This window comes from Alcaligenes sp. Lyrl_28, from assembly GCF_051948705.1.
GTDB classification, from domain to species: Bacteria; Pseudomonadota; Gammaproteobacteria; order Burkholderiales; family Burkholderiaceae_B; genus Alcaligenes; species Alcaligenes ammonioxydans.
In genome coordinates, this window is record NZ_JAYJLG010000003.1 from 500,768 (window position 1) to 522,490 (window position 21,723).

General features: G+C 54.3%; 23 protein-coding genes. 17 read left to right on the forward strand and 6 right to left on the reverse strand.

Translation table 11 applies throughout. The features are described 5' to 3' along the window. Window positions 1-47: 47 nt before the first annotated feature. Window positions 48-3,152, forward strand: a complete 3,105-nt coding sequence (locus tag VF694_RS10090) for a tape measure protein (RefSeq protein ID WP_440164267.1) — start codon at window positions 48-50, stop codon at window positions 3,150-3,152. A 15-nt stretch (window positions 3,153-3,167) separates the two neighbouring features. On the opposite strand, the gene VF694_RS10095 is transcribed toward VF694_RS10090, so the two are convergent. Then, the gene (locus VF694_RS10095; protein ID WP_125277533.1) at window positions 3,168-3,437 is read right to left on the reverse strand and encodes a hypothetical protein; all 270 of its coding nucleotides are present in this window, start codon (window positions 3,435-3,437) and stop codon (window positions 3,168-3,170) included. A 60-nt stretch (window positions 3,438-3,497) separates the two neighbouring features. Here VF694_RS10095 and VF694_RS10100 point away from each other — a divergent pair, with 60 nt between their 5' ends. The 9 genes from VF694_RS10100 (at window position 3,498) to VF694_RS10140 (ending at window position 10,258) form a co-directional block, all read left to right on the forward strand. Then, window positions 3,498-3,962 (forward strand): hypothetical protein, encoded by a 465-nt coding sequence (locus tag VF694_RS10100; protein WP_131071737.1) that lies wholly within the window; start codon window positions 3,498-3,500, stop codon window positions 3,960-3,962. Next, window positions 3,959-4,441 (forward strand): DUF1833 family protein, encoded by a 483-nt coding sequence (locus VF694_RS10105; protein ID WP_219236063.1) that lies wholly within the window; start codon window positions 3,959-3,961, stop codon window positions 4,439-4,441. The genes VF694_RS10100 and VF694_RS10105 overlap by 4 nt, the downstream gene beginning before the upstream one ends. Beyond that, a complete protein-coding gene (locus VF694_RS10110; protein WP_440164269.1) occupies window positions 4,432-4,842 on the forward strand; it encodes a hypothetical protein in 411 nt (136 codons plus the stop codon). The genes VF694_RS10105 and VF694_RS10110 overlap by 10 nt, the downstream gene beginning before the upstream one ends. A 73-nt stretch (window positions 4,843-4,915) precedes the next feature. After that, window positions 4,916-7,540, forward strand: a complete 2,625-nt coding sequence (locus tag VF694_RS10115) for a host specificity factor TipJ family phage tail protein (RefSeq protein WP_440164270.1) — start codon at window positions 4,916-4,918, stop codon at window positions 7,538-7,540. After that, window positions 7,515-9,014 carry a hypothetical protein gene (locus VF694_RS10120; RefSeq protein WP_440164272.1) on the forward strand — a complete coding sequence of 500 codons (1,500 nt, stop codon included), beginning with the start codon at window positions 7,515-7,517 and terminating at the stop codon, window positions 9,012-9,014. Before VF694_RS10115 ends, VF694_RS10120 begins: the two co-directional genes overlap by 26 nt. Before the next feature lie 73 nt (window positions 9,015-9,087). After that, a complete protein-coding gene (locus tag VF694_RS10125; RefSeq protein ID WP_440164274.1) occupies window positions 9,088-9,345 on the forward strand; it encodes a hypothetical protein in 258 nt (85 codons plus the stop codon). After that, window positions 9,329-9,790 (forward strand): lysozyme, encoded by a 462-nt coding sequence (locus tag VF694_RS10130; RefSeq protein WP_440164276.1) that lies wholly within the window; start codon window positions 9,329-9,331, stop codon window positions 9,788-9,790. The genes VF694_RS10125 and VF694_RS10130 overlap by 17 nt, the downstream gene beginning before the upstream one ends. Beyond that, window positions 9,766-10,119 carry a hypothetical protein gene (locus VF694_RS10135; RefSeq protein ID WP_440164278.1) on the forward strand — a complete coding sequence of 118 codons (354 nt, stop codon included), beginning with the start codon at window positions 9,766-9,768 and terminating at the stop codon, window positions 10,117-10,119. The genes VF694_RS10130 and VF694_RS10135 overlap by 25 nt, the downstream gene beginning before the upstream one ends. After that, window positions 10,085-10,258 carry a hypothetical protein gene (locus VF694_RS10140; RefSeq protein ID WP_440164281.1) on the forward strand — a complete coding sequence of 58 codons (174 nt, stop codon included), beginning with the start codon at window positions 10,085-10,087 and terminating at the stop codon, window positions 10,256-10,258. The genes VF694_RS10135 and VF694_RS10140 overlap by 35 nt, the downstream gene beginning before the upstream one ends. On the opposite strand, the gene VF694_RS10145 is transcribed toward VF694_RS10140, so the two are convergent. Beyond that, window positions 10,236-11,024 (reverse strand): hypothetical protein, encoded by a 789-nt coding sequence (locus VF694_RS10145; RefSeq protein ID WP_440164282.1) that lies wholly within the window; start codon window positions 11,022-11,024, stop codon window positions 10,236-10,238. The two genes, VF694_RS10140 and VF694_RS10145, sit on opposite strands and share 23 nt — an antisense overlap. A 170-nt stretch (window positions 11,025-11,194) precedes the next feature. Here VF694_RS10145 and VF694_RS10150 point away from each other — a divergent pair, with 170 nt between their 5' ends. From VF694_RS10150 to VF694_RS10160, 3 genes are all read left to right on the forward strand, one after another. Next, window positions 11,195-11,305 carry a DUF2514 family protein gene (locus VF694_RS10150; RefSeq protein ID WP_440164328.1) on the forward strand — a complete coding sequence of 37 codons (111 nt, stop codon included), beginning with the start codon at window positions 11,195-11,197 and terminating at the stop codon, window positions 11,303-11,305. A gap of 318 nt (window positions 11,306-11,623) precedes the next feature. After that, window positions 11,624-12,328: a hypothetical protein gene (locus VF694_RS10155; protein ID WP_440164285.1), complete on the forward strand. Its 705-nt coding sequence runs from the start codon at window positions 11,624-11,626 to the stop codon at window positions 12,326-12,328. Window positions 12,329-12,764: 436 nt separating this feature from the next. Continuing rightward, on the forward strand, window positions 12,765-13,088 hold the full coding sequence (locus VF694_RS10160; RefSeq protein ID WP_440164286.1) for a hypothetical protein: 324 nt from the start codon (window positions 12,765-12,767) through the stop codon (window positions 13,086-13,088). A 370-nt stretch (window positions 13,089-13,458) separates the two neighbouring features. Here VF694_RS10160 and VF694_RS10165 read toward each other — a convergent pair whose 3' ends face one another. Further along, window positions 13,459-13,911 carry a tyrosine-type recombinase/integrase gene (locus VF694_RS10165; RefSeq protein ID WP_429644055.1) on the reverse strand — a complete coding sequence of 151 codons (453 nt, stop codon included), beginning with the start codon at window positions 13,909-13,911 and terminating at the stop codon, window positions 13,459-13,461. A 471-nt stretch (window positions 13,912-14,382) separates the two neighbouring features. On the opposite strand from VF694_RS10165, the gene VF694_RS10170 reads away from it, so the two are divergent. Continuing rightward, window positions 14,383-14,592, forward strand: coding sequence for a cold-shock protein (locus VF694_RS10170; RefSeq protein ID WP_003800472.1), 210 nt, complete (start codon window positions 14,383-14,385; stop codon window positions 14,590-14,592). Window positions 14,593-15,588: 996 nt separating this feature from the next. Here VF694_RS10170 and trhA read toward each other — a convergent pair. Then, a complete protein-coding gene (gene trhA / locus VF694_RS10175) occupies window positions 15,589-16,209 on the reverse strand; it encodes a PAQR family membrane homeostasis protein TrhA (protein WP_003800468.1) in 621 nt (206 codons plus the stop codon). Between the two features lie 408 nt (window positions 16,210-16,617). Between trhA and VF694_RS10180 the strand changes: the two genes are divergently transcribed. Beyond that, window positions 16,618-16,791 (forward strand): YegP family protein, encoded by a 174-nt coding sequence (locus tag VF694_RS10180; protein ID WP_003800466.1) that lies wholly within the window; start codon window positions 16,618-16,620, stop codon window positions 16,789-16,791. Between the two features lie 237 nt (window positions 16,792-17,028). Here the strand turns inward: VF694_RS10180 and VF694_RS10185 are convergent, their stop codons facing one another. Continuing rightward, window positions 17,029-18,042 carry an Lrp/AsnC family transcriptional regulator gene (locus VF694_RS10185; protein WP_131071669.1) on the reverse strand — a complete coding sequence of 338 codons (1,014 nt, stop codon included), beginning with the start codon at window positions 18,040-18,042 and terminating at the stop codon, window positions 17,029-17,031. Between the two features lie 78 nt (window positions 18,043-18,120). Here VF694_RS10185 and VF694_RS10190 point away from each other — a divergent pair, with 78 nt between their 5' ends. Next, the gene (locus tag VF694_RS10190) at window positions 18,121-19,425 is read left to right on the forward strand and encodes an MFS transporter (protein ID WP_003800463.1); all 1,305 of its coding nucleotides are present in this window, start codon (window positions 18,121-18,123) and stop codon (window positions 19,423-19,425) included. 79 nt (window positions 19,426-19,504) lie between these two features. After that, complete coding sequence (locus VF694_RS10195; RefSeq protein ID WP_131071671.1) at window positions 19,505-20,932, forward strand: amidase; 1,428 nt, start codon at window positions 19,505-19,507, stop codon at window positions 20,930-20,932. Between the two features lie 197 nt (window positions 20,933-21,129). On the opposite strand, the gene VF694_RS10200 is transcribed toward VF694_RS10195, so the two are convergent. Further along, window positions 21,130-21,534 (reverse strand): RidA family protein, encoded by a 405-nt coding sequence (locus VF694_RS10200; RefSeq protein ID WP_039943113.1) that lies wholly within the window; start codon window positions 21,532-21,534, stop codon window positions 21,130-21,132. Between the last annotated feature and the right edge of the window lie 189 nt (window positions 21,535-21,723).

Below are 21,723 nucleotides of genomic sequence, written 5' to 3' on the forward strand. Positions count from 1 at the left end.
CCATTGCCCAGTGATGTTAATACGAATTTTGTGATGGAGTCGAAATAATGGCCGGCGAGAATGTGGGCACGATTTATTTCACCGTAGAAGCCGAAACGAGCAAGCTGATAAACGGGACGCAGGCTGCGGATTCCAGCCTTGATAGACTTGAGCGCCAGTTTGGAAAAACGGATAAGGCAGCTGGCGAGGCCAACTTCACGATGACCAAGACGGCGGCTGCCGTGCGAGGTCTCGGGCGCGATGCAGATGGAGCCTCATCATCCCTGGGGGGGCTGGGCAAGGTTCTGGGTGGGTTGTTGACTCTGCAGGGTGTCAACAATCTGATCCAGATGGCCGAAGGCTACAACGAAATGGCCGAGCGCGTGCGTATGGCATCTGCGAGTGTTGCCGAGTACGAGATGGTACAGCGGCGGCTGCTGGCGACCGCCAATGGCACATATCGTTCATTGGCAGAAGCCCAAGAAATCTATATTCGCACCGCAGATTCCCTGCGCACGATGGGATATTCCGCAAGCGAATCGTTAGATATCACAGACAGCCTGAGCTACGCTTTTGTGCGAAGCGCGACGAGCGCAGATCGTGCACAGATCGCGATGGGTGCTTTTTCTCGATCCTTATCTAAGGGACGGGTCGACTCAGATGCGTGGGAAATGCTGCTGATCAGTATCCCGTCGCTAGCTCAAGACATGGCTACGGCTCTCGGGAAGACCAGTGAAGAAATTCGGAAAATGGGAGCGGAGGGCAAGCTCACGACCGATCAGCTCGCCGAGGGATTCCGAAAGGCTTTGAGTGTAAATAAGGCTGCTGCTGACGGGATGGCAGTCACGGTCCGAGACGCGTTTACGTCGATGCGCAATAACTTGACTGCCTATGTAGGTGAAGCCAACCAGGCTAGTGGCGCGACTAGCGTCATGTCTGCAGCGATTGTAGGCTTGGGCGAGAACATCGACGTAATCGTTAAATCACTCATGACTGCTGGGGCAGGTGCTTTGGCTCTGTACATTGCTCGGACTGGGGCTGCGGCCTTGTCCAGCGCCCAAGCCATGTTGGCAGCACGGGCAGAAGCAGCGGAGAACCTGCGGCTTGCTCAAGCTCGCACTGTTGCCACACAGGCTGCCCTGGCCCACGCACAGGCTAACGCAGGCTTGACTGGGACCTTTGCGGCCCTCACTTCGGCAGAGAATGCGAACAGAGCGGCCACTACTGCTTTGGTCGCCGCGCAGCGAGCTGCTGCTAGCACAGGGGCTACTCTGTTAGGCATCCTGGGCGGGCCGGTAGGGATTATTGGCTTAGTAGCGTCCGCTGCTGCCGGCATGTATCTGTTTAGCGATAGTGCCAATACCGCCAAAATCGACTTGGCGGGAATGGGTGACACGCTGGAGGATGTGAAGAAAAAAATATCCGAATTGTCGGAGTCCCAGCGAAAATTAGCCGAGCAGTCGGCTCAGCTTGACCTGGACGCGGCAGTCCGCAAACTGGGCGAAGCATTCGATAGCCTGGCGCGTGGGTCACTGGCCGATGGCACACGGGCGGTAGCAAAATGGAGAGCCGAGAACACGGACGGTATTGCTGAAGTTATCGAATCGGCCAAGCGTGGAGAAATATCCTACCAGGAGCTGGATTCCGCTCTGCTGGAGATGGTTGAGTCCTACGCACAGGTAAATGGCCGGTCGCGGGAATGGGTCAGTCAGATGACCGAGCAAATCGCCACGACAGCGAAAACCGCGCTTGAGGCGGAGAATGCACGCCAGAAGCTCGATCTGGTAGCAGAGGCAAATCGGCAGGTCGCTGCTGCGGCGCGAGACGCTGCGGCCGGCACTCGAGAGCTTAGCAGCGCCATGAATGACGCTCAGACAGATGACTACCTGAAGCGTTTACAGGAGCGCCGCCAAGCGATTGAAGACGATGGCAGCGCAACTAAAGCGGCAGAACGATACATATCAAGTCTGAAAGACGTATCTGAAGAGCGGATTCAGCAAATACGGCAAGAGGCTACAGAGATTGACCGCTTGAATGCGGCTAAGCGCGCAAAAACCGCGGCTACAAAGGCGGAATCAGAGGGGGAGCGTAAGGCCAAACAAGCCGCCGAAGAGCGCCGCCGGGCCGACGAGGCGAACATTGAGACATTGGATCGGCTGGGGCAAGCGCTGTACTTCGCTGGTCTTCAAGGGGAGGCGCTGGCGGTTGCACAGGCGCGCGCGTCACTGAATCAATTCGCCACGCCAGAACAGGTAGAACAAGGTGAGGCGATGGCAAGGGCGCTGTTCAATATTCAGCAGATCGAACAGCAGCGGCAGAAATTCGGCAGCGGGCAGCAAGCCGACCAGTACATCATGGGCAACGTCCAACCTCTGTCCGGGGGCGCGTTCGACGACCAGTATGCTCGATATGAGGCTGAGGCTGAAGCCGAGCAGAAGCGGTATGACGATCAGTTGGAGCGTTTACGCCAAGCTCGTGAACTGCAGATCGAGACAAAGCGATCCTATGATGAGCTGGAGCAAGAGGCGGCTAAGCAGCATGCAGACCGAATGGCTCAGATTGAGCAGGCGAAAAATCATGTGATGTTGGCTTCGGCGAGCGATGCGTTTGGCGCTTTGGCTGGCGTGATGAAGCAGTCTCAAGGTGAGCAGTCAGGGATCTATAAAGCGATGTTTGCGGCTTCCAAGGCTTTTGCTATCGCAGATGCTACGGTCAATGCTTACAGCGCAATCTCGAAGGCATGGAACTCTGCTCCGTTTCCAGCAAACCTTGGGGCAGTTGCGGCAACGACGCCTCAAGTTATGTCGGTAGTGTCGGCAATCAGTGGCGCTAGCTATAGTGGCCGCCAATACGGCGGTCCCACACAGCCAGGCAAGATGTACCGCATCAACGAGAACGGGGCGCCAGAGGTATTCAATGCGGCAAATGGTCAGCAATTTATGTTGCCCAATACCCGTGGCCATGTCGTGAGCAACAAGGACGCCACCACAAACGAAAGCAATGGCGTTTCAGTTGTCGTGAATGTTCATAATGCTCCGCCAGGAACGCAAGTGGAACAACAGCGATCTGATAAAGAGCTGATTATTGATGTGATGATTGAGGATGTCGCCACTGGCGGAAGGTTTACTGAAGCAGGATCATCTATGTTGGGCTGGCGGAGGCAGGGAAGGTGAGCAGTTGGGGTTTGGTTATTTTTCGCCTTGGTGTTTTTTGACAGAGGATGCTGTGGCGTCAAGCAGTGCAGAGATCCTTTCAAATGGTAGCCCGGTAGCTGTTCCCCCAAATCCGTATGTATCGGACATTGCTTCAGACATTTTTTTGAATGCTGACGCCACACCTTCGATGCTAATTCTGCCTTCGTCGCAAATGGCATTTACAAGCAAGTACGTTGCCATTTCGAGACCTTTCGATTGGTCTTCTAATTCTTTAATGCGTTCTTCCAATGATTTTTCAGACATGCGTATCTCCGTAATTAGAAAAGGCTCTGTTGATGTTATAGCAAAGGAACGTTAACCGGGATGATAGAAACCAACATTGATTTCCCTGCAGGTCTCCCGAATGGACTACGGGCAGACCACCAGGCCAACCATGTTCAACCGTTCCAGCGTACGACCATGGCTGATGGACGGGCACGGCAGCGCCGTCGTTTTAGTTCTGTGCCCAGCATGCAGACCTTTACCTGGATCTTTAAAGCCAATGAAGCCGCGCTATTTGAGGCGTGGTTTCGGGACGCCATTAAAGACGGGGCAGAGTGGTTCAACATCAAGCGGCTGACGCCGTTGGGCATGTCCGTACTAGTGTGCCGCTTCTCCAGTATGTACCGCGGGCCTGTGCTGCTTGGCGTGGATCGCTGGCAGTTTTCTGCGGAGCTGGAGGTATGGGAGCGTCCTCTGATGCCGGTCGGTTGGGGCGAGTTCCCCGAGTTTGTTCTTGGGTCGAGCATCATCGATGTTGCACTTAATCGGGAGTGGCCAGAAGCATGAGTATTTTAGAAATTGTGTATGCCAGCGCTCCGATGGATGCGATGCTGCTTTATACGCTGGAAGTGTCCGCGCCCGGTGTCACCCCGGTGCGGATCGTTCAGGGGTATGAGGATCGGATGCTGGGGGTTGATGGCCAACTGGTGCTGTTTGAAGCGGCGGCCGTCGAGTTGTCGCTGCCGTCGCGTAACGCCTCTGGCCAGCAGACTTTGCGGTTTGCTATTGCCGGGGCCAATGACCGCATTCGGCCTATTGTCGATGCGATGCTTGAATCCGGACAGATGGTGACGCTGACAAGCCGGACGTACTTGGCCAGCGATATTACGGCGCCGGCCGAGCGGCCGTATGTCATGACTGTGCTGAGCGGGCAGTTTGAAAACGGCGCGTTTGTTGCTGAGGCCAGTTACTACGACCTGCTCAATACTGCCTGGCCGCGAGAGCGTTATACGGCAGAGACGGCACCGGGGATTCAATGGCTATGACGATTGATGACTTTCTGCGTACACGGTACAAGCCGTTTGGCCGTACCGTTCCGGAGCTGGACTGCTGGGGGTTGGTCAGGTTGGCCAGAGCTTCGCTGTTCGGCAGGCCCATGCTGCCCAGCTATTCGGAAACAGACCCAGACGATAAAGCGGGCCTGACCATGGCGGCCAGCGAAGTGCGGGAGCAGGGTGGGTTCAAGGAAGTGCAGCCCAGTTCAGGCGCTATTGCAACCGGCTGGCGCGCACGGCTTTGTGTCCATGTCGGGCTTGTCGTAGAGGCAGACGGCAGACTTTGGGTGCTGGAGACGGATGTCGGCACGGGCCCAACGCTCACCAAGATTAACGCTTTTGAGGCCCGCTATACGCGGGTTGTTTTTTATGACAATCAGAGTCTTTCTTAGCGGGACGTGTGAGCAGCCCTGCGAGACGCACGAATGGACCGGCACTTTAGCCGGTTTTTTTGCGTCTAAAGGCTTGACGTATACGCTGGCCGAGCTGCCCAAGTCGCACGTGACGGTCAATGGCCAGCCGCTTCCGATGCTCGAGTGGGCGGATCGTCACCTGGCTGCTGATGATGACGTGGAAATGCGTCTGATACAGCATGGCGGCGTGTTCTCGGGTTTGGGCAAGTTACTGGGCAGCATCTTCAACTTTGCCTTTGGATGGCTGATGCCAAAGAGCGGGAGCCAGAACTACGGCTCCCCGGAGCAGGGCCAGCGTCTTGAGACGACTTCAGCCAAGGCCAACCAGGCGAAGCTGGGTGATGTCGTGCCGGAGCTGGCTGGCCGTTTTCGTCGATTCCCTGATTATTTGACGCCACCACGCCGACGCTTCGTTAACTGGAGGGAGCAGTGGCTGGAGTTCCATGCGTGTATCGGCCCTGGTCAGTACCAGATCAATGATGCGGACGTGAAAGTAGGCGATACGCCGTTTTCTGCTTTGGGCGCTGACGGCTCCTATGCCATTTACGGTCCAGGGGCCGATCTTTCTGGCACATCCACACATGAGCACTGGCACACAGTCCCGGCAGTCGGCGGCACGTCGTCGGGTACAGCAGGTCTGGAAATGTCCACGGAGATGGCGAATCGCGAGAACACGCAGCCTGCGAGTTACTCGTTTGATGGGAACTATATCTGGCGCTCATCGGAAAGTGAGTTTCCCTCTGGATGGGGGGCGGGCACGCTGGTTAGTATTTCACTGCCGTTAACTTACTCTGTGACGCGAGAGGGGACGGTCCTGAATATACGTAATCGCTTTTACGGGCAGTTCAAGCATGTGATGCCATTGTCGGGCGCGGAGGTCACAATGCGCATCGGCAGTGGGCCTGCTATAGCGCTTGTGGTGGTTGCCAGTGGCCTGGATGCTCACGGTACAGGCTGGATTGAGTTGCGGTTGCAGCCCTCTGATACGGAGATCCCTGGGACGCTAGGGCCATGGTACAACGCGCTCGAGCCCGGTGAGTACGTCCTCACATTCGCTTTGCATCCTTCCCGCCAGTGGTACGTTGAGCAATACTCGCCGCATCAAATAGTAGTGTGGCGATTATTGCCAAATGGGTTAAATGATCCGGCTTGGCTTGGTTTTCCCTCCCTGACGAGCAGTGGCGCGGTAGTGAGTTACGAGGGAGGCACCGTCTATGGCGAGTGGAGCAGCGAGTTTGTGGCTACGCCAGCCAAAGAGACAACGACAGCTCTTGAAATCGACTTCTTTTTTCCAAACGGCTTAGGGTACGTACGCGAGAACGGTGATGTTACGGATCAGGGGGTGGGTATTGAAATACAGTACCGCAATGCAGATGGTGGACCGCGTGCGACGATCAGCAAGTGGTACGAAAACTGGACGCTGGATCAGATCGGTGTGACTGAGCACATCAGTGTTCCCCAGATGCGGCCGGCTGTACGGGTTCGCCGTGTAGGGGCGAGCGCCACGTCAACGCAGGTCAAAGACACCATCCAGTGGTATGGCCTAAAAAGCCGTCTGCGGACGCGAACAAGTTACCCGCGTTGGACCACGATGGCGGCCAAGCTGCGAGTCGGTGGACGGCTCGGCGCACAATCGGAGAACCAGATTAATGTGGTGGCCACGCGAATCCTGCCAGTTCTGCAAAGTGACGGCACTTGGTCGTCACCGCAGCCGACGCGGGACATCTCTGCATTTGCTCGCTATATCACCGGCTCAATTGGTTACTCGGACCTGAATCTGGATGCCGACGAGCTGAGGCGCTTGGATGCAATTTGGAAGACTAGGGGCGAAACGCTCGACCATGTGTATGACCTAACAACGGCTCAAGATGCCCTGAAACTTGCTTTCCGGGCCGGGTTCTCTGAGTTGACTGTATCGCACGGCCTGATTCGTCCGGTTCGCGATGATGTGCGCACGCAGTTCGAGCAAAGCTACTCAACGCTGAACATGACCAAGCCATTGCGTGAAAGCGTGAGTCCTCGTAAGCCCATGGACCCGGACGGGGTGGAGGTCGAGTACATCGACGCGGAGACCTGGACGTCAATGACGGTGAAGTGCTTATTGCCAGGGGATCAGGGGTTCAAGCTGGAGAAATTGAAACTCGACGGCGTGACAGACCGGGTCCGGGCCTGGCGAATCGGTATGCGCCGACGCCGGGAGCAGGCCTATCGAAACCGTGAGTACAGCTTTGGCACAGAAATGGACGCTTTCAACAGTGAGTACCTGTCTTATGTGCCGCTGTTTGATGATGAGCCAGGCAATGCGCAGATGGGCCTGCTGATTGATATCAGTCCTGCATCTGGTGGAGTATTGCTGCGCATCAGTGAGCCTTTGCGCTGGGTTGCCGGTGCGTCGCATTCTGTGGGCTACCGGACGCCAGATGGCAAGTTCATCGGTCCGTTCGTGGCGTCTCCAGGGCCTGATAATTACTCGATCATTGCCGACATTCCGCAGCCTTGGCCAGAGGTCAGCCTGAAACAGGAGCTGCCGCACATCTACTTTGGTCTGACGGCTGACTGGATAAAGCCAGCTCTGATTACGAACATCCAGGCCCGAGGCACAGACGCTACTGATGTGACTGCAGCAAATTACGACGTGCGTGTGTACGCAGATGACAACAACAATCCGCCGGATTGACACCGGCACCAGCATCAATCAACCCGCTTCGGCGGGTTTTTTATGGGCGTTTGATATGACGACATATAAAACCGGCAACCCGCTGGGCAGCCCTGCGCCCCAGGATTTGTTCGATAACTCGCAAAACCTTGATCATCGAGAAAACGACACCGAGAAAGAAATCTGGCCGGATCGCTTTGGCAGAGATCGGCTGACCTGGTATGGCATTGAGCGTAAAGCAGAGCGTCAACGTGATGTATTGGAGAGCAGATTTGACAACTTTCTGAGGAGTTCAGGTTATCAAGACGTTGGGGTGTACCGCCAGGGGCTGGAGATCACTGAGCGAAACCAGATTTTCTGGCGTGACGGGGAGTTATATCGTGCCGGCGCATCGTTAACTCTGCCGTACACGACAACAGGCGAATGGGCGGTAGAAGGTGGCTATTTTGTTGCGGTGGGGGATGCAGCCCTACGGCAAAGCCTTGCAGATGCGGATGGGCTTGAAAACGGTGCGCAACTAGTGGGCTTTAAGGATGAGTTCAATCAAAAGTGGAAAGTCTCTGATCTGCTAAGACAATTTGGCCCAACCTATATTCAGTTTGGGGCGATTCGTCAGGCAGTACAAGGCGGTGGATGGCGCTTTATTAGCGACATCGATCATCGGCCGCGTGGTTTCTCCGGTCAGCCAGCCGTAGATAGCAATGGCGATATTATCGTTAATTTTGATCGGGGCTTTCCGAAAGTAGGTGGGCTGCTTGTCTGTCCCGACGAGACGCTCGCACTTTTCGGAATTACCGTTGGTGCCTCTGTGGGGCTAGACTTTGCCGCGATTTCGATGAGCAAGGACATGTCTTTGATCGTCAATCTGGGCGATAAGACGATCGACGCTGAGACCTACTTTAGGCCCCGCGTGTCCATTGCGGAAAATAGCGACGGAACATTCACGATCACACACCCGCCCGTCCCAAGTGGCTTTGAAGCGCCAGTTATGAGTCCGAGTTTTGTCGGAAATGTCGATGCGCGAATTGTTGATTTCACATCGACAACAATCACCATTGCACCCACTGTTCCTCTGAATGGGAGTGTAGTGTTTGACGGCTCGAATTGGAATGTCGTCACAGCTGCAAAAGTGAAGCCGACACTGTCATTCAATGCAGGCGTACTGACAGTCACTCACCAGCCTATTTCGGCTGCTCAAGAAAAGTTTGCGCTCATCTCCCCAAGGAAGTCGAATGTGCCAATCAGTATCTCAGCGGGCACACAGCAAGGGCTGAACAGCTTTTCGGTGGAGTTCCGCAACCCGACTACGGGGCAACTGCTCTCGGTTGTGCCGCCTGGCGCAGGTTTTTTCTATCAACGGGATGTGAGTGTGATAGCGGAACAAGGAAGCGGGACATTCTCGATTAAAAGAGGGTCGGTCAAACTCAACGCTGAAGATGTCTTTCTTGAGAACGCAAATTTGTGGATTCTGGGGATGCAGATAGTCGAACCTTAGCAGTAGTTTTTGTAAGCCGCCTAAGCGGTTTTTTTACGTCTGCTGCTTTTGCAGCGCTTCACGGGAGACAGCCATGCCGACCGTACATACGAAGGGGAAGAAACCGATGCTGCACAACGATGGAGCACATCTGCCGATTACCACCGGCTCAGCATTACTGATCTACAAGTGGACGCTGCAAGAGTTCGTGTTGCTGCTTTGGGCAGCATATGTGCTGATTCTTATTGTGATCAAGCTACCAGACTTCTTGCGGTCGGCAGCCCGTTTGGTTGGTGGTCTGCAGCGTGCCTGGGGGAGCTTCAAGGAGTGGAAACGTGGATCTAAAAACTAAGATCGGCACAGGAGTAATTGCAGCGACTATTGGCTTGGTCGCCGCTTGGGAGGGGCGCTCGCTCGTTGCCTACGCCGACCCTGTAGGGATACCGACTATCTGCGAGGGATACACGCACGGCGTCAAGTTGGGCGATGTGGCCACACCGGCCCAGTGTGATGCGCTGACCGAGCAGGAGGTGCGTAAGGCGCTGGCAGTTGTGGACGGTTCGACGCCTGGCCAACTGCCCGACGGCGTACGCGTTGCGCTGGCTAGCTTCGTCTACAACGTCGGGCCCGGCGCCTACGGCGGCTCTACTTTGCTACGCCGGCTGCGTGCCGGGGATCTGAAAGCAGCTTGCAATGAGCTGCCACGTTGGGTGTATGCCGGTGGCAAGAAACTGCGCGGGTTGGAGCGGCGCCGTCAAGCGGAGAGGAAGATATGTATATCAGGTCTGGATTTGTGAGTGTCGCTGCAGGTGTGGCCGTGTCGGCGGCGGCTTGGGCGGGATTGCTGATCTATGGCGGAATCCAGTACAGAAAAGGGCAGGCTGACTGCCAAACCGCTCAGTACGTTGCCGATCTCAGGGCGTTCCGTGAAGAGTCAGAACGTCTAACACTTATTTCTACTGAGCTACAGGGGCAGATAAATCTTCTAAGTTCCGTTAAACCTACAGTTATAGAGAGGTATACCCGTGTTGAAGTTGAAAAACCTTTACCCGCTGATTGCCGTATTGATCCTGAGCGGTTGCGGCGCATCAATGAAGGGATTCGCGCGGCCAACACTACCCGCTAACTTATCAGAGCCTTGCCCACCAATACCTGAGCTAGATACAGAGTCGTGGGATGCATTGAACAAGGCTTACATTGATCTGGCGTTCTCGTATGGTGAGTGCGAGATGCGACGGAAAGCTATTGTTGAGGTTTTTGGTTGATTTCGCTAGTTCGTGTATTTTGTTTTTCGAGGAATCTAATTAAGGGTCTCTCCCAACCGCCAGGTGGTTGTCCTTGCTTGCCCAAAACGAACGCATGATCTTCGTCTTTGTATATAGCTAAGTTTTGTTGAGCTGACCATATAAAGTGTCTCTCGGAAACGGCCAACGGGTCGCCAAGAATCAGCTCTATATGATTTTGTAAAAAATCAGGGCCAACGTCGGTGCTGTATCGAGCGCTGTACCGTATTTGGTAGATTGGATTGTCGTCCTTCTCGAAAAAATAGAATGCTACATTGCTGAAGTATGGATGCTCCACTTTTGCACTCCAATATCCATCCATTTTTTCTAATTGTGCATCAGGGTATTTTTGAGAAACAAGATGTATGCTTTGCCCAACCTTAACTTTTCCAAATTCGATGGGGTAGGGGCTTCCGTTAAAGAACAAGTTGCCAATTTTGTATTCGTTAAGTGTAGTTGTCGTTTTTATTAACTCGCTATTAACCTGATTTAGTTTTTCTTCGAATTTTTTTGTAGTGGCACTATTCAGCGTCCCAGCTTGCCTTAGCTGCTGCTCCAAATCAAATTTCTGATTGGTTAATAAGTCAATCCCTCTGCGTAGCTCCTCGATTTTGAAATCCCGTGCAGCCATTTGAGCAGGGAGTAGCACCTCTTTATATAGCAAGACGGATAGTCCAATGGTGCCGGCAACAGCAACAGCAGCGACATATACTGGGTGCTCGTGCCAGCTTTTGGATAAGGGTGTCATAGGAAGTTGGTGAATGATAAGGGGAATTCGATGCTTATTTTATCGTAAACTACGTGATTTTTCTTTTTATTGGCTAAATAGTCTTACCTTGTATAGGAGTCCATATGGCGCCACGACTTCTGGTGCAGTAGTTAATCGGAGAGAACTCAACACTATCAGAATTTGCCGAGCTGCTTGGAGGGCTTGATGAAATGGCGGAGGCCTACGCAGCAGAGGCTGATAGACGCCGAGTAGCTGGACTGGCATGCGAGGCTGTCTACGAAACTGCCCTGGGTAGGTAGCTACTGCGTGCCACTCAGCGGTTTTTTTAGTGGCGCTCTGATGCTGAGATAGGCGCCACTCCAACTCGACGGGTGCGCTATGTGGAAAAGGAGGCCATCACTTGGAAGCAGTTGTGTCGATAGTAAAATAGTCGCCATCTAACGTGGCTGCATAACGTTGTTGGTGTAAGCCTGCCACCCAACTCGTCTGATAGCTTTCGCGTGCACTGTCATTTGGCAGGCTTTTGGGTTCGAGCAGGTCTACCAATAAAGTTCTAAGTAGAATAGCGACGAGATGACAATAATGTAATCCTAATACAACCATCAAAAGGTAGTTCCGTGCGTGACATACTTAGCAAGTACATCAAAGGCAGTCAGTTTGTTGTGTTCTGTGTTTTTGTTCCTTTATTGTGGCTTGGGTTTGCATATGAATACTCATACTTCAAGCAGCTCGGTTTGGAATCTAATGACTATCTTGGGGCGCGACATTACTTTTATGCGGGTGCCTCTCAGATCATTCCGTTTTTCCTTATTCTATTTTTTTGTGGCTCCATAAGACGATTTTTCTCGAATGATATCCATAAGGATATCTCAAGGGATATGGTCGATGCTGTAAAAAAAACTGGCTTTAAATCTAACATAAATTTTTTTCGTTTTACAATCATCTTTACCTTTGCTTTTTGGGTGTTGAGTTTTGTTTGTTTTAGTAAAGACTGGCTTCCGGGCATGATGGGCGTAACGTGGTGGTTGGTTCTTTGGAATCTCATGGCGTTTTTCTCGGCGCTGCTGACGGGGGAAAAGCACACTCATTTAACGCTGACTATTGTTTTTGTCATTGCGATTACAATAACATTATCCGCAAGTGGCATCCTTTACGCTAGGCATGCTTTGCATGCGGACGCTAAGCCATTCCGCAATGATTATGTCTTAATTGAGCGGGATGGCGATAAGTTCAAGGTGTCCACCAAGTCGCTGTCCATCCCGATTCCCTATGTTGATAAGCTTCTTGATATGGTGTTCGGAAAGGGTTATAGCGCCCACTAAAGGCCGAAAATGGAAATGTCAGCGGCTTGAATGACCGCTTTCGAGAGCTCTCGGCTATGACGGCTTCTGGCCGATTGTAGTCAAAAAGTCAGATAGCCTGGTTCTGTTGGCCTCGCCCGTGAGCCGCGGGCGGGCGATTACGACTCTTTGAAGGCCTTGGTTTTAGATCATGGGCTGGTGGCCTATGGGACTTGCACAGCGCGACGTCGGGAGACGCTGGGGGCCTGGAATGCGGGTTTGATAGCAGGATATGTTGAAGCGCGAGGACATTCACTAGATTCTTCTAGGGTATAACCTGGGGTGAGATATCAACTGGACTATGATTTTATGCACGTTGCATGAGGGTGAATAGATATTCAAATGCGCGCTTAATGGTAGAGTGGTACACAGAGTAATAAAATATCTCAAATTATCCCTGCTTATAGCCTGAGGTTGTGTGAAAAAAATTATTGTGTTGTCGTTCTTCGGTCTGCTGGGAGTAGTGGCCCAGGTGCATGCGGTTTCTGACGCTGATATCGATAAGCTCACGACCTATGCAACGGTATTGGGTAGGGCTACAGCCTGTGGCGTAGATGTGGAAAGAGAATCGGCGCGTGTAGGAAAATGGATGGACAAGCGCCTCTCTAAAAGTGATCAGCAGACTTATCTCCCCATTTTTTTGGTGGGTGCCCGTATGGCGGCGCAAGACCAAGCAAGCGGTGAAAGCCCGGAATCATGTAGTAGCGTTGTGAGAACGTTTAATTCCTTCACTTGGCCGTAGAAGGCCTGTTCATGGGGTAGGTGACGCTACGGTTATGGCCTGAGGCTATGTGCGATGTGGGCCACCTTTAACCTTTCGATGGGTGATTTCTCCGCTGATGGGAGTATTCTCATTTTTGGGGGCATGGATGGGGGTATGTAGCCTGATCTTGAAAGAGGAAGCCTAGGCATAACAACAGCCTATCGAAACACCCCCGTTCCAGTACTGCCTACCAGAATACATACACACAGCTCCAAGCTGTGCCAAGGAAAGCCCCAAAGATCAATGCTTTGGGGCTTTTTTGTTGCTCAGCGTTCCAAGCTGCGCCAAGCCCCGCCGAGGTATTTTGGCGGCATCAATGGGGGTATGGACGAAACGAATGGTGTCATGGCTATTTTGGCGCTTCCCCCAGCTGTTCATCCAAGTAGTCCGACCACCACTGCATCAGATCATGGCGCTCTGTCATGTGTTGAGCATGGTCGTAGGCACGGCGTATCTTATTGCGATCACGGTGTGCCAGCTGACGCTTAATCACCTCTGAGCGAAAACCGCTTTGCTCGTTCATGATGGTGGAAGCCAAGCCACGAAAGCCCTGGCCCGTCTGCAGGCCGCCAAATCCCATAATCTTTAAAGCCCGGTTCATCGTCTCGCTGCTGATAGGCGTAGAGCGAGGATTGTGCACACCCGGAAAGAGAAACGCATGCCGGCCGGATAGGCTGTACAGCGAATCAAGAATTTGTAGGCTTTGGCGGGACAGGGGCACCAGGTGATCCGCGGCGCTTTGTTTTTGAATCAGCCGGCCTTTCATGCGCTCGGCGGGGATGGTCCATAAGGCGTTGGCCATATCGAATTCTTCCCAGCGCGCCCATTGCCGCTCGCTCGTGGGTGGGGTGGGGCTGTAATTAAATGAGGGAGCAGCGGGTGGGCTTCGCAATATAGGCGCTGTTACGCTCAGCCACAGCCCGTGTGCGCATGGACTGTGCACTGCAAGCGCTGTCATGCATAACCCCGTGAGGTTTGCGCCGCGTCAGGCTCCATTGAAAGGCAAGAGGCTTAGCCTGTGCCTGTCGCTGCATCTACGCGTAGGCCGTGACCGCCATGTCCGGGGATCTAATCCTATCGTTCGCGGTACTCTCGTTGCTCATGACAAGGCAGTTTTGATATTGAAATGCTTGAGGGAGTGGGAAGGCGGTGGCTGCAGAGCCAAGATTGAACGCGGTTTGGCTATTTAGTTTGTAACAGCGCTATCTATATCTCTGAATAAGGTCCATAGTGTGTTCAGGGAGATTTTTCCCTTGAACAATTAGGACATACATTGAAAACAGAAATTGGTATCGTGAAGTGGTTCAACAACGAAAAAGGCTTCGGCTTCATCGCACCGGAAAGTGGCGGTAAAGACCTCTTCGCACACCACAGTGAAATTCAGGGTACTGGGTTTAAATCTCTCGAAGAGAATCAGCGAGTTTCTTTCGTTGCAGGCGCTGGCCAAAAAGGCCCTTGCGCTACCCAGATCCAAATCGTTTGATCCCCTGCTTGCCTTCTTAGGCAAGTGTTGAGTTGATCGGTTAAGGCCGGACCCTTTGAAACATTGGGTTCGGCCTTTTCGTATGCAAGTGCCCCTTGCCCTCATCCAGGCATGGTCCGCGACGATGCATCGGCGTCCCTGACCCTCTGTCAATGAGGGTGTTTCTGGCAGAGACGACGCTGTGAGCATGATAGGGAAGGGCATGACAAGCTGGTTCTCAACCTCCATCCATACACGCCTCTTGTTGAAATAGACGCGCTGTTGGTAGCTTCAACGCCTAGCGTTGAGAATAAGGTAACGGCGCAGTGGTTGGTGATAGAATCGCGCATTTAATAATGTCAAATAGTCAAATAATGAGAAAATAAATGCACTAACACTAGGTGCCATCGCTTGTAGCATGTTGATCGGTAGCGCCCACGCTCAGACGAGGGTGTCCTGTGAGCAGGAAGTGAGAGAGGTCAACCAGTTTCTCTCAGAGCAAGGGATGCCGGTCATCAATGACGTGAAGGCGCTTGTCCATGTGCTTCGCCAAATAAAGCAGTACGAAAGGCTTCCTCCTCAGTACCTGACAAGTAACGAAGCAAGGAGACTGGGGTGGTCTGGGAAGGCTTCAGACAGTCTGTGGGGGCTTAGGGCAATCAATCAGAAATTGATAGGAGGGGACGCTTTCAGAGGCCCAGGCTTGCCCGCTAATGTGCAGTGGCTCAGTGCTGACCTGGATGTGTCGCGAGGCTATCGCGGTAATAAGCGCTTGATTTACAGTCCCGAAAGCCCGATAAGCTTTATCAGCGTTGATAACTATCGGAATTTTGTTGGGTTATCTCCCTGTCATTAAAGCGATTGTGTTTGTCAGGTTGCTATGAGGGGCCTTGTAGGACAAGCGTGGCGCTGATCATTATCAGCGTCGAAGCAGAGCTACCCATGGGGAGCCGCTTGGGTAGGCCAGCGCTTCGTACAAGCGCCTGATCATCAGGGAGTGGTTGGCTGGAGTTGGCTTTACATCACCACGTATTGGGATATGGCCAGGAAATGTGCTGCACTGCCCGCCAGTACAAATAAATGCCAAATGCCGTGCCAATGTCGGAAGCGCTCGTCAAACACGAAAAAAACAATGCCGGCAGTATAAATTGCCCCTCCTGCCGCCAACCAGGAAAAGCCCTGTGAGCCCAGACTGGATGCCAGGGGCTCCAGCGCCAGCAAGACAATCCAGCCCATAAGAGCGTAAATGACCAGCGACAAGACGCGTGCTGGCGAACGTGGACGGATATCCTGAAGGATACCGATGAGAGCCAGACCCCAGACCACGCCGAACAGACTCCATCCCCAAGGTCCTCGCAGCGTTACCAGGCAAAAGGGGGTATAACTTCCCGCAATCAGCAAATAGATGGAAAAGTGGTCCATCTTGCGAAATACGCGTTTGGCTCGTCCCTGGAAGCAGTGGTACAGCGTGGAGATCAGGTAAAGCAGGACAAGCGTAGTGCCATAGATGGCTGTGCTGGTAATGCGCCAAGGGTCGCCCGTAAAGCTTGCCATGACCAGCAGCCAGGAGACACCGCCGATGGCCAGAACCGCGCCGATCAAATGTGACCAGGCATTGAATCGTTCACCGTAATACATGATTCCCTCTTCTCTCCGAACACAGGGCAGGCACAATGGAAGACTGTTGCCGAAAGGGAAAAGCTTAGTGCATCGCTTCGAAGCCCGTATTGGTGTTGATCAAGTCCGCGCAATACCTGGGGCATGAACCGCCGTGTTTTTTAATTTCTTGCCGTACGGCGCCGTTTTTGGCGATCGTGCTGTTTTTGTGTTGGCTCCAAGCTTATTCCCTTACGGAAATGGGGCTCGTGCGGTGTCCGCATACTCCGTCAGGTTTAAAGTGGACGCCGTGTCTCCTAGCCTAGCGCTGTGGCCTGTTTGGCTAACCCGACAAGGCGATGCTGTCAGGTAAACCCCAATGTCTGCTGAACCTGTCTGGCCCTAGGATAGCAGCAGCGCAATGTGCGTTTTTACTCTGGGAGGGTCATCATGAAATTTGTGCTTTACAAGGACAAAGGGGGTGAATGGCGCTGGCGGTTCAAGGCGGCAAACGGCAATATTATTTGCGTCAGCTCGGAAGGCTATACCAGTAAGCAGAGTGCTCAAAACAGTATTGAGTCGGTCAAGAAAGGAATACCGGATGCGCCAGTTGTGGAGGAATAGATAGGGGCCCTTGTTGCCCCTTCTTCGTTCAGTCGGGAACGTGGACGAGAGCTCAGCCCGCCTGTCCGTGTGTCTTTTTATCTTGGGCCTTGCCATTACGCCGTCGCCTGGCGGAGGCTTCCTGCAACGGCGGTGCAGACAGGTACGGTGTGTGAACAGAGTCGTCGCCGCCTGCCATTGGGCAGGCTCATGGCTTGGACGAGAGAAACAGGACGGCGCGGTCAACACGCCGTTCTGTCATTCGTGCTCCATTTTTTGTTCTTGGGCGTTATCTTGGCTGCGTACGATGCCGCAGCGCTTGTGGGCCTGCATGACCACAGCCACGTTGCTGTTGAGCACGCCTTCTATTTCCCCCAGCCGACGCGTCACTACATCCCAAAGCTGGAGGCTGTCGCGGCACAGCACGTGCCAGAAAAGTTGGGAAGGGCCACTGGTGCCAAAGAGACAACGGGTATTGGGGTCCTGGGCCAGGTGTGCTGCCAGCGTATTGACCGCCTGAGGGCGCACTTGTATCGAAACCACAGCTTCAACCGGAAAGCCTACCAAAGCGGGCTCCACTTCGACCCGGAAAGACAGCGCTTTACGCTCTACCAGATGCTGTAAAAGCCGTTGCGCGGTCGGTTCGCTTACGCCAGCCTGCTCGGCCAAATCGGCCAGGCTGGCCCGACCATCCCTTTTTAACCCATTCGCGATTCGGTGTTCGGCTTCGGTCAGTGCCAGGGGAGCGTGCGTGGAGTGGCTGTCGGTCGTGTCTGCTGGCTTGGCCTGTATGCGCCACTGACCTGCCCGTCGAAACGAGCGTAGTACCAGGCGTGCATCGACATGCTCGACGCCGGGCATGCAGGGAAGGCTGCGGGTCACCAGTTCGGGCATGTCTGCCTCATCGGCAAGTGTCAGTTCGGCCATCAAGTCTGCGGAGCCTGCCAAGGTGACCACCAATTGGCAGTTTTCCATTTGGGCCAGTTTTTCGGCCACGAAAGGAACTTGTCCGGCATGACAGCGCATCCAGGCATGCAAGACCACCCCCTTGCCAGTGGTCAACGGGTCGGTTTCGGCAATGACGCGCAGGGCGCCTGTTTCCAAAAGGCGCTTGATCCGTCTTCCCACTGTACGTTCGGCGATGCCGGCGGCCGCGCCGAGCTCTCGCCAGGAGGCGCGTGGCTCTGCCTGCAAGGCAATCAGGCAGGCCAGATCGGTGTCATCGAGAGTGGGTAGCAAGGGTTTACCCTTGCTTGACGTGACCATATTCATCTAATTAACCTTCTTCAATTGCTAAAAAATAAACTTTTTAAACCTGTTTTGACCAAAAATAAACAAATTGAGGAATTCATGAGCACTCCCTCTCTACGTCCGAGCGCCCCGACAGGAGTGGACCCCGTTCCGGTTTCGCGCGTTCGCACCATTGTGGCAGGTAGTGTAGGCAACGCGGTTGAATGGTTCGATTGGACCATTTACGCCTCCTTCGCTATCTTTTTTTCCAGTCAGTTCTTTCCTGAAGGAAATGAAACCACGGCACTGCTGGCCAGCTTTGGTATTTTTGCAGTGGGTTTTTTCATGCGTCCCATCGGCGGCTGGCTGCTTGGTATCTTCTCCGACCGTTACGGACGCAAAGCCGCTTTAGGACTGACTATCCTGATGATGGCCGGAGGGTCGCTTATTATCGCAGTAACCCCGACCTATGCGGCAATCGGTTTGGCGGCTCCTCTTTTATTGACCCTTGCCCGTCTGTTGCAAGGTCTGTCTTTGGGAGGAGAGTATGCCTCGGCAACAACTTTTCTGACCGAGATGGCGCCGCCCCATCGCCGCGGTTTTTACTCCAGCTTTGTTTTCTTCAGTGCGGCGGTCGGCATCCTTGCGGCTTCGGCCGTAGGGTGGGTGCTGACGACCTGGTTGACGCGTGCGGAAATGGCCGCCTGGGGTTGGCGTATTCCGTTTCTGCTGGGGGCATTGGGCGGGGTAGTGGGTCTGTGGATTCGACGCTCGATTCCCGAGACCGAGGCTTTTTCCGAAAGCAAGAAAGCAGGGGTTGAAAAGCAGCCTTTGCGCACGTTGCTGCGTGATTACCCCAGAGAAGTGCTGCGCATTATCGGTTTTTCCGTGCTGACAACCTTTGCGTTCTATATTTTTGTCGCCTATGTGCCGACCTATGCCATCCGCCATGTGCAGGCCGATCCCAAGGTTGCATTTGCCGCCAATACTGTGGCCTTGATTGTGTTCATGGTGGTCCAGCCCTTGTTCGGTGCCTTGTCCGATCGGATCGGACGCAAACCACAATTAATCGTTTTTGCGGCCGGGTACCTGTTCTTCTTTTATCCGCTGATGAGCACGTTGGGCCCGTCTTTCGGTTCTATTTTGCTGGTGGAGCTGTTTGGTCTGGTCCTGTACGCCATGTATACCTCGATCGGCCCAGCGATTATGTCTGAGCAGTTCCCGACCAGCGTCCGGGCGGTTGGCATCGGTGCCCCCTATAACCTGATGGTGGCTTTGTTGGGAGGCACGACGCCTTATCTGTTGACCTGGTTGCAAAGCAATGGCCTGGAACGATGGTTCTTTTACTATGTGTTGGCTGGCGCGCTAATTACCTTGGTCACCTTTATACGTATGCCCGAGACAGTCGGACAAAAATTGCGCTGATCGCGCCTGTTTAGCCCGGTGTCTGGCCGGGTAGTAGACACAGCCCGCGATGCGGGCTGTGTGATTTTCAGGAAACCCCATGTTGAAACAAGATGTCGCCCTTCATTTTCGAGATGCTCTGGAGATTGGGCAGGAGATTCGGCAGGGCCGCTTAAGCGCCCGCCAGGTTGCCACGTATTTTCTGGATCGTATCGAGCGTGCAGCCGAGCTCAATGCCTTTAGTGTCATCACGGCCGAACGCGCCCTGGCCCAGGCGGACGCGGCCGATCGTTTGCTGGCGGCGGGCATTGTGCTGGGACCCTTCCATGGTGTGCCCGTGGCTGTCAAGGACAGTGTGCAATGGGAGGGTACCGAGGCGACTCTCGGTTCGCAAAGCCGGGGCGGCAAGCTTAGTACCGAGACGGCAGTTGTCCTGCGCTCCTTGATGGCGCACGGCTTGGTGGTGCTGGGCAAAACCCGGATGACCGAGTTCGCCTTTGGCTTATCCGGGCAGAATCCTAGCCAGGGCACGGCGCGCAATCCCTGGGATGCGGTCGTCGCGCGTGCTCCGGGGGGCTCCTCCAGTGGCAGTGGGGTGGCGGTAGCGGCTGGTCTGGTGCCGATGGCCATGGGGGGCGATACGGGCGGCTCAGTACGTGCTCCTGCCACACTTAATGGCCTTGTCGGTTACAAGCCTTCGACGGGCGTGATCAGTTGTGCAGGCAGCTTGCCTTTGTCTGCGACCCTGGATGTTCTGGGACCCATCGCGCGCAGTGTGGCCGATGCCCGTCAAGTGACGGCGCTGTTGGCAGGCCCGGACATTGCCGATCCTTCGACGCTGGCGTTGCCTGCCGGGTGTGTGGCGGCCTTGCGCGCACCTGTTGCGCCGATACAGGGTTCGATTGCCGTGCTGGATGAGACGGACTGGCCCGCGACGTTGGACCGTGACACACAAACGAGCTGGCATTCCACGCTGGAGCGCTTGCAGGAGGCAGGCGTATCACTGCAGACCTGGGCACCGCCGCCGGATTGTTCTTTTGCCCGACTGGCTGAAGATAATTCGATTGTGCTCGCTTACGAGGCCTATCAATATTACGGTGAGCTCGCTGCCGATCCTCGACACGACCTGTGGTCAGTGGTGCGGGAACGCATCCTGGCGGGGGGGCGGATTGATAGAGCGGCTTATGAAGCGGCTTTGCAACGACGCACAACCGATATGCAGGCGTTTGCGCAGGCGATGCATGGCTTTGCAGCGTTACTGATGCCCGCCTGCGATCAGGTGGCTCAGCCGCTCGATCCTGAAGATGTACGGCATGCTGGTTTGGGCCGCTTGCTGCGCCCCGGCAATTTTTTGGGAGCAGCCGCTATTTCTCTGCCCACCGGGCTGGATGGGCACGGTTTACCTACAGGCATTCAATTAATGACTCCGCGGGGACGTGATGCGGGTTTGCTCGATTGTGCGCACGGGGTTGAACACGCGCTTGGCCGACTTTCCCGCCATCCGGATTTGACGGCGTGGGGGCTGTAAAAAAAACTGCTTGAGCCCGCCTGCAGCTCTTTGGGTGCTCCCCGTTCCCCACTCAGGGCGCAGGCTCTGTTTTCAGTAGTGCCCTTAGCAGGGTGAGCCTACACACAGGCTCTGGAGACAGAGAGCAAAAAAAAGACCTCGGTTCGATACCAGGTCTTTTTTTGCGCTCAGCATTTAAAAATGCATAGTGCGCGCGATCAGTCCAGCATGGCCTCTGCTTCAATCTCAATCAGCCATTCGCGTCGGGCCAGGCCGTTGATCAGAATCCAGGAGGAAGGGGGGGGATTGACCGGAAAGCGTTTCAATAATGCGGCGGCAATCTCATCCTGCTCTTGGGGTGAACTGGCATCTTCCCGAATAAAAATTCGCAGCATGATTACCTGATCGATCCGGCCGCCCGCTTCGGCCAGAACCAGTTCTATATTGTCCAGAGCGGCTTCTGTCTGTTCACGCATACCACCGCTGACGGTTTGTTCCTGGGCGTTGACGCCTACTTGCCCGGACAACATGACACGGCGTTGGCCGGTGACAACCAAGCCTTGGCTGAAACCGTATTGCAGAGAATTGAATACGGTGGAGGGGTTAATAGCGCTTTTAGTCATCTTCATCAATACATAAAAAGTCAGTTGAGGCGGTGTGTTCACACGCCATCCTCCTACCTTGGGGCTGCCTGGTAGAAGACAAGGGCTGTGTGGAAAATAGATACCGGCCCGGGCAGGGATTCACCAAGAGGGCTCACAAGACTGGAGGCGTAGTGCGGAGACACCTTACATCGAGTTTCCCTTGTTCGA

Bases quoted from the DNA above. Each gene is read 5' to 3' on its own strand.
- VF694_RS10090 (WP_440164267.1), top strand. From the start codon at position 48: ATGGCCGGCGAGAATGTGGGCACGATTTATTTCACCGTAGAAGCCGAA.
- VF694_RS10095 (WP_125277533.1), bottom strand. From the start codon at position 3,437: ATGTCTGAAAAATCATTGGAAGAACGCATTAAAGAATTAGAAGACCAA.
- VF694_RS10100 (WP_131071737.1), top strand. From the start codon at position 3,498: ATGATAGAAACCAACATTGATTTCCCTGCAGGTCTCCCGAATGGACTA.
- VF694_RS10105 (WP_219236063.1), top strand. From the start codon at position 3,959: ATGAGTATTTTAGAAATTGTGTATGCCAGCGCTCCGATGGATGCGATG.
- VF694_RS10110 (WP_440164269.1), top strand. From the start codon at position 4,432: ATGGCTATGACGATTGATGACTTTCTGCGTACACGGTACAAGCCGTTT.
- VF694_RS10120 (WP_440164272.1), top strand. From the start codon at position 7,515: ATGACAACAACAATCCGCCGGATTGACACCGGCACCAGCATCAATCAA.
- VF694_RS10125 (WP_440164274.1), top strand. From the start codon at position 9,088: ATGCCGACCGTACATACGAAGGGGAAGAAACCGATGCTGCACAACGAT.
- VF694_RS10135 (WP_440164278.1), top strand. From the start codon at position 9,766: ATGTATATCAGGTCTGGATTTGTGAGTGTCGCTGCAGGTGTGGCCGTG.
- VF694_RS10140 (WP_440164281.1), top strand. From the start codon at position 10,085: ATGAAGGGATTCGCGCGGCCAACACTACCCGCTAACTTATCAGAGCCT.
- VF694_RS10145 (WP_440164282.1), bottom strand. From the start codon at position 11,024: ATGACACCCTTATCCAAAAGCTGGCACGAGCACCCAGTATATGTCGCT.
- VF694_RS10165 (WP_429644055.1), bottom strand. From the start codon at position 13,911: ATGGCCAACGCCTTATGGACCATCCCCGCCGAGCGCATGAAAGGCCGG.
- trhA (WP_003800468.1), bottom strand. From the start codon at position 16,209: ATGTATTACGGTGAACGATTCAATGCCTGGTCACATTTGATCGGCGCG.
- VF694_RS10180 (WP_003800466.1), top strand. From the start codon at position 16,618: ATGAAATTTGTGCTTTACAAGGACAAAGGGGGTGAATGGCGCTGGCGG.
- VF694_RS10185 (WP_131071669.1), bottom strand. From the start codon at position 18,042: ATGAATATGGTCACGTCAAGCAAGGGTAAACCCTTGCTACCCACTCTC.
- VF694_RS10190 (WP_003800463.1), top strand. From the start codon at position 18,121: ATGAGCACTCCCTCTCTACGTCCGAGCGCCCCGACAGGAGTGGACCCC.
- VF694_RS10195 (WP_131071671.1), top strand. From the start codon at position 19,505: ATGTTGAAACAAGATGTCGCCCTTCATTTTCGAGATGCTCTGGAGATT.
- VF694_RS10200 (WP_039943113.1), bottom strand. From the start codon at position 21,534: ATGACTAAAAGCGCTATTAACCCCTCCACCGTATTCAATTCTCTGCAA.